This is a genomic window from Alienimonas chondri (assembly GCF_013036045.1).
GTDB classification, from domain to species: Bacteria; Planctomycetota; Planctomycetia; order Planctomycetales; family Planctomycetaceae; genus Alienimonas; species Alienimonas chondri.
Map to the genome: position 1 here is coordinate 1 of NZ_WTPX01000225.1, position 5,541 is coordinate 5,541.

The following is a 5,541-nucleotide window of genomic DNA, read 5'->3' on the forward strand; positions in this document are numbered from 1 at the left end:
CATTCCGAACACGACCGTTAAGCTCACGGGACCGATGATAGTGCCCACAAGTGCGAAAGTAGGTGTCGCCGGTCTCCGACGCCCCCGAGCCCAAAGCTCGGGGGCGTCTCTTTTTGTATCTACCCCATGCATTGCTTCGGGCTTGCTGGGGTCCGCTCACTGTGTCAGCCCGTAGAATTGCGGCTGCCTTCAAGCCGTCGGCGGCCTGCCCGGCGCCCGAACCGCTTGCGTCTGAAAGGGGTCTCTGTACATTGACGATCCAGCCGCGGGTGTAGCTCAGCTGGTAGAGCGTCAGCTTCCCAAGCTGAATGTCGCCGGTTCGAATCCGGTCACCCGCTATTCGCAAAAACGGCCGCCCGTCCGAAGGACAGGCGGCGGTCTTTTTTTGCGCCGCTCGCACCTCGACTCAGCCTTTGGCTTTGTCTTTCGCCGTGCCTTTCGGAGCGGCTTTCTCTAGGTATTCGATGATCTTGCCGGCGACGTCGACTCCAGTCGCCGCTTCGATGCCCTCGAGTCCCGGTGAAGAGTTCACCTCCATCACCACGGGGCCGTGGTTGGAGCGGAGCAAATCGACGCCCGCGACGTTCAGCCCCATCTCTTTCGCGGATCGCACCGCGGTACTGCGTTCTTCAGGCGTCAATTTGACCTTGGCGGCCTGTCCGCCGCGATGGAGGTTGCTGCGGAACTCGCCTTCGGCGCCTTGCCGGAGCATCGCGGCCACCACGCGACCGCCGACAACGAAGCAACGTAAGTCGGCGCCGCCGGCTTCCTTGATGAATTCCTGAACGAGGATGTCCGCCTTCAGTCCGCGAAACGCCTCGATGACCGCTTCGGCGGCTTTGCGGTTCTCAGCGAGCACGACGCCCACGCCTTGGGTGCCCTCCAGCAGTTTGACGACCAGCGGGGCGCCGCCGACAAGATCGATCAGCCCGCCGATGTCCTTCGCGGAGTTCGAGAAACCCGTCACAGGGAGGCCGATTCCGGCTCGGGAGAGCAGTTGCAGGCAGCGCAGTTTGTCGCGCGATCGGCTGATCGCGGTTGATTCGTTGCAGGGGAAGACGTTCATCATCTCGAACTGACGAACGACCGCCGTTCCATAGAACGTTTGCGAAGCGCCGATCCGCGGGATGACCGCATCGATTCCCACCAGGTCTTCGCCCTGGAAGAGCACCCTCGGCCGGTGGGACGTGATGTCCATATAGCACCGGAGATAATCCACGACGCGCACCTCATGCCCGCGTTCGCGAGCGGCGTCGCGGAGACGTCGAGTGGAATACAGACCGCCGTCGCGGGAGAGAATGGCGATCTTCATGAGGACGGGGTGCGACGCGGGGAGTTGTGAGAGAGGTGCGGAAAGACTGTATCGACATCATTGTCCGACATCCGGCGCCCGGACATAGAAAGGACCGGTCAGAACGGCCTTGCCGACGCCCCGGTCTTCGCCAGAATGTCCCCAGTGCCTCGCTGACGCGGCGGGGCGGTACACTCGGCCCGCGAACGAGACGGTCCCTGGATCCGTCAGTAGCGGGAGACTCAATTCCGGAAAGGAGGTGGTCCACGATGTCATCCGACAGACTGTCCTACGACAGTAACAGCCAGCGAGGTGGCGACGCCTAGCGGTCCACCGGCGGGTTGTCCGATACGGGCAGCCACCTCCTCGCCACGATCGACGCACGATCAACGGCGAAGGGATTCGGCCGCGAACGAATTTGAGCGTTCGCGGATCACCGACCATTCGCCCGGCGAGCTGTACCGGCCCCGGCCGTCCCCTTCTTCAGGGGGCGGCCGGGGTTTTTTCATTCTCGCGGAGCAGCCCCGCGACCGCGGCGTAATCCGGCAACGCCTCCCGGTTCCCGAGTCTGCGGACCTTCAGCGAAGCGGTCGCGGCCGCGAACTGCACGGCGGCCGCGGGGGGGAGATCGTGCAGCACGGCGAACAACAGCCCGCCGCAGAAGGCGTCGCCGGCTCCGCAGGTATCGACGGCTTCTGCGGGGAAGGCCGGCACGAAGCCGCTTTCGACGCCCTCGTCGGACTGCGCCGCGAACCAGCAACCGCGCGATCCGTTCGTGATCGTCACCAACCGCGGGCCGCGGGCGCAGAGCGACATCGCCGCCAACGCCGGATCGTGATCGTCGGTGAGTCGCCGCAACGCCTGGGCAGGCAGGTTCAGGACGTCCGCCAGCTCGATCAACGCCTCCGGCTTCGCGGAGGCGCCCAGGTCGACGCTCACGGTTCCCCCCGCCGCTTTGACCGCGCGGCAGGCGGCGACGGCCGCCTCGCCCGGCCAACCGTCGGTGTGCAACAGGTCCGCCCCATGTGCGGCGGCCGTGGCGACCTCCGCGGTGAGGCCCGCTCCATCCGGACGGAGAGCCGCGATCGATCGGCGACCGGTGCGTTCTTCCACCCAGATCTGTGCGAACCCCGTCCGGGGCGCCGAGCGACAACCCTTCTGATCGAAAGATAAGCCGACGGCGGCGAGATCTGCTTCGATTGCGGCGCCGTCGGCGTCGGCTCCCCACGCGGAGAGCAGCGTGCCCGCCGGGCCGCCCAGTTTCGCCAACTGGACCAGGGCCGTCGGCACCGGGCCGCCGATCTGCACCCGCGCCGCGGAGGCCGTCGTTTTTCGATCCGGCCCCGGCAACTGGGGAAGGATCAGTTGGTGGTCGACGACCGTCAGGCCGAGTCCGAGGACGCAACGCCGGGCCGACGCTTCGGTTCGATCTTCAGCGAGGGCGTTCAGCACCGGGCGGAGCGAAAAATGGGGCGGGGGAAACGGCAGGGACCGCGGCGGAGGGAATAGACTACACGGTCGTGCCCGTCACCCGCCTCGTAGCCCCGCCCCCCGCATGGCCTCTCTGATCCCCCGCCGTTTCTTCAACCCGGCGACGGAAGGCGATACGGTCACGACGCTCGACTATGTCGCCCGTGTGGGATATTTGGCGAAGGGATTGGTCTACGGCTTGGTCGGCATCCTGGCGGGGAAAGCCGCGTTCGAGGTCGGGAACTCGCCTCCCGGAAAAGAAGACGCCTTCCAGACGATTATCGAGGCGCCGTTCGGTCGCGTGATCCTCGGCGTCACCGCGGTCGGCCTGCTGTGCTACGTCGCCTGGCGTGTGATGCAGGTGGTTCTGGATCCCGGCGGGAAGGGGAACGGATGGAAGGGATGGGCAATTCGCCTGGGGTTCGCCGTGAGCGGGCTGTTCTATCTGGTGATGTCGGTGCAGGCCGGATGGTTCGCCTGGCGGGGCAGCGTGCCGGACGCCGGCGACGCTGCGGAAGGCGTCACCGGCTCCGAGAAGGCGACCGGGCTGATGCTGGGCGTCCCGTTCGGTTGGATTCCCGTCATGATCGCCGGCGCAATCTTCGTCGGCGTGGGCCTCCATCACTTCTACAGAAGCTGGAGCGCTAAGTTCATGAAGGATTATGAGCACACCGAGATGAGCCAGGTGGAACGCCGGATCGTGCGGCCGGTCGGGGTGCTCGGATTGGCCGCACGCGGCTTCACGTTCTCGCTGATCGGACTATTCCTCATGCGAGCCGGCTGGCGACAAAACTCCGGCGAAGTGAAGGGACTGGAAGGTTCGTTCGAGGCGCTGATGGCGTACTCGTGGGGTTGGATCGCGCTGCTGATCTTGGCGATCGGCTTCGTGCTGTACGGCCTCTACTGCTTCAGTCGGGCGAAGTACCGCCGCTTCGTCGAAGGCGAAGTCTGACGGCGCTCCCCCCTGCCGAGACTTGAGCCGACGTCGGCGCATAAAACGACCGCCGCGGAAGGCCCGCGGCGGTCGTTCGCTTTGACGCCCTCACCTCGACCCGCTCAGCGAACGGGGCCGGGGACGGCGCCGCCGAGTTCCTCATCCCGTTCCGTCACCGGACCGGAGTGCCCCTCCGTCAGCTCGACGGCCGCGTAGCCGCCCTTGGACCGGAAGTAGAGGATCAGGCCGATGTAGGCGATCAGCATCAGGACCGGGAACAGGGCGACGTCCATCAACGCGGCTTGTTTGCCCTCGTCCTTCGCCTGGGAGACGGCAGCTTTCTCGTCGGCCGGCAACTTGTCGGCGATCTTCGGGTCGATGGAGTCGAGGCTGCCAAAGACCCAGGTGCTCTCGGTGACGACCTGTTCGTGCACCGCGGGCTGACTCTCCAACAGCGCGTCGGCGGAATTCACCTCGGAGAAGTAGCCGGTGAAGACGGCCCCGACGGTGCCGACCGCCAACATGCCGACGCCGCCGGTGACGTTCAGCGTGAGCGCTCCGCCCCGCGGCGCCTGTTCCGCGACGACGCCCAGCATCGTCGGCCAGAAGAACGACTTCCCGAACCCGTAGACCGTCGCGGCGACGAACACGATGGCCGCGGTATCGGCGCCGGCCAACATCGCCAACCCGACCGCCGCCACGGCGCTGCTGGCCGCCAGCAGGCCCAGCGGGCTGATGGAATGCACGATCGGCCCGGCGAAGAACCGCAGCACCATCATGATGAAGCTGGTGTAGATCAACACGAGTCCGCCGCCGACGGTCGTGTCGAAGGCGGCGTTCACCACGGGGGTCATGATGTCGGCGATCCAGCTGTCGGTACCCAGCTCGGTGGTGGCCAGCGGGCACATCACCAGCAGCAGGAAGACGAGCAGCTTGTTGCCGAACGCCCAGCCGATCGCCGCTCCGAAGGCCGCGGCCGGAATGACGGCGAAGGCGAGGGCCACGGCGACCTTGCCGGCGTCGCCCAGCTCCATGCCCGCGGACGCGAGCAGGTCGTAGATCCCGAAGACGCGGAACAGTTCCAGGCTCATCAACGCCGACGCGATATACGCACCGCCGAAGCCAAGTTCCCGCAGCATGTCGCGATCGCTGACGCCCGCGGCGACCCGCTCCGAGACCGGGAACTTACAGAACAGCATCATCACGCCGTACAGGGCGAGCGGCAGGAAGATCAACGCGACCTTCCACTCCCACGGGGCCGGCGTCCCTTCGACGCCGTCCGCGGCGGCGGTGCCCAGCAGGGCGTCCATCCCCAGCACGATGATGCCGCCCAGCACGAGACCGCCCGGCCAACCGGCGTGCAGGATCGAGAGCCACTTCGTTTTCTGCTTGGCGAAGATCGTGGCGACGACCGGATTAATGACCGCTTCCACCGCCCCGTTCCCCAACGCCACGATGAAGTTCCCCGCGTACAGGGCCCAATAGGCGCCCTCGGGACCGTTCTTCTCGAAGAAATACTCCGGCGCAAAAATCGTCACCAACCCGCTGAGGAGGTGGCAGGCGAAGGCGAAGACCATCGCCGTGCCGTACCCGATCCGATCGATCACGAAGCTGAACAGGATGATGCTGATCGCGAAGGGCCAGAGGCCGACGCCGAAGATCTCGCCCTTCTGAGTCTCCGTCAGTTCGTAATCGGCCTCCCATTCGCCGATGACCAAGGCCCGCACGATAAACCCGAAGGCGGTCGTGATCAGGGCGGCGAAGCAGGCCCAGAACAGGAACTGCCGGTTGGAGTCGGGCGCCGCCCTGATCACGACCGCCTTCGGGTTTATCGTGCGGGCCTTGG

4 protein-coding genes and 1 tRNA gene are annotated in these 5,541 nt (G+C 66.0%); 2 read left to right on the forward strand and 3 right to left on the reverse strand.

Annotated features, from left to right (window positions below):
* The first annotated feature begins 265 nt into the window (after positions 1–265).
* Positions 266–338 (forward strand) — tRNA-Gly (locus tag LzC2_RS19985).
* 68 nt (positions 339–406) lie between these two features.
* On the opposite strand, the gene rimK is transcribed toward LzC2_RS19985, so the two are convergent.
* Positions 407–1,312: a 30S ribosomal protein S6--L-glutamate ligase gene (rimK, locus tag LzC2_RS19990; RefSeq protein WP_171189796.1), complete on the reverse strand. Its 906-nt coding sequence runs from the start codon at positions 1,310–1,312 to the stop codon at positions 407–409.
* Positions 1,313–1,774: 462 nt separating this feature from the next.
* The gene (locus LzC2_RS19995; RefSeq protein ID WP_171189797.1) at positions 1,775–2,743 is read right to left on the reverse strand and encodes a carbohydrate kinase family protein; all 969 of its coding nucleotides are present in this window, start codon (positions 2,741–2,743) and stop codon (positions 1,775–1,777) included.
* Between the two features lie 103 nt (positions 2,744–2,846).
* Here LzC2_RS19995 and LzC2_RS20000 point away from each other — a divergent pair, with 103 nt between their 5' ends.
* Positions 2,847–3,713, forward strand: a complete 867-nt coding sequence (locus LzC2_RS20000; protein WP_171189798.1) for a DUF1206 domain-containing protein — start codon at positions 2,847–2,849, stop codon at positions 3,711–3,713.
* Between the two features lie 104 nt (positions 3,714–3,817).
* Here LzC2_RS20000 and LzC2_RS20005 read toward each other — a convergent pair.
* A partial coding sequence (locus LzC2_RS20005; RefSeq protein ID WP_206678824.1) for an MFS transporter occupies positions 3,818–5,541 on the reverse strand: 1,724 nt, incomplete at its 5' end.

Bases quoted from the DNA above. Each gene is read 5' to 3' on its own strand.
- rimK (WP_171189796.1), bottom strand. From the start codon at position 1,312: ATGAAGATCGCCATTCTCTCCCGCGACGGCGGTCTGTATTCCACTCGA.
- LzC2_RS20000 (WP_171189798.1), top strand. From the start codon at position 2,847: ATGGCCTCTCTGATCCCCCGCCGTTTCTTCAACCCGGCGACGGAAGGC.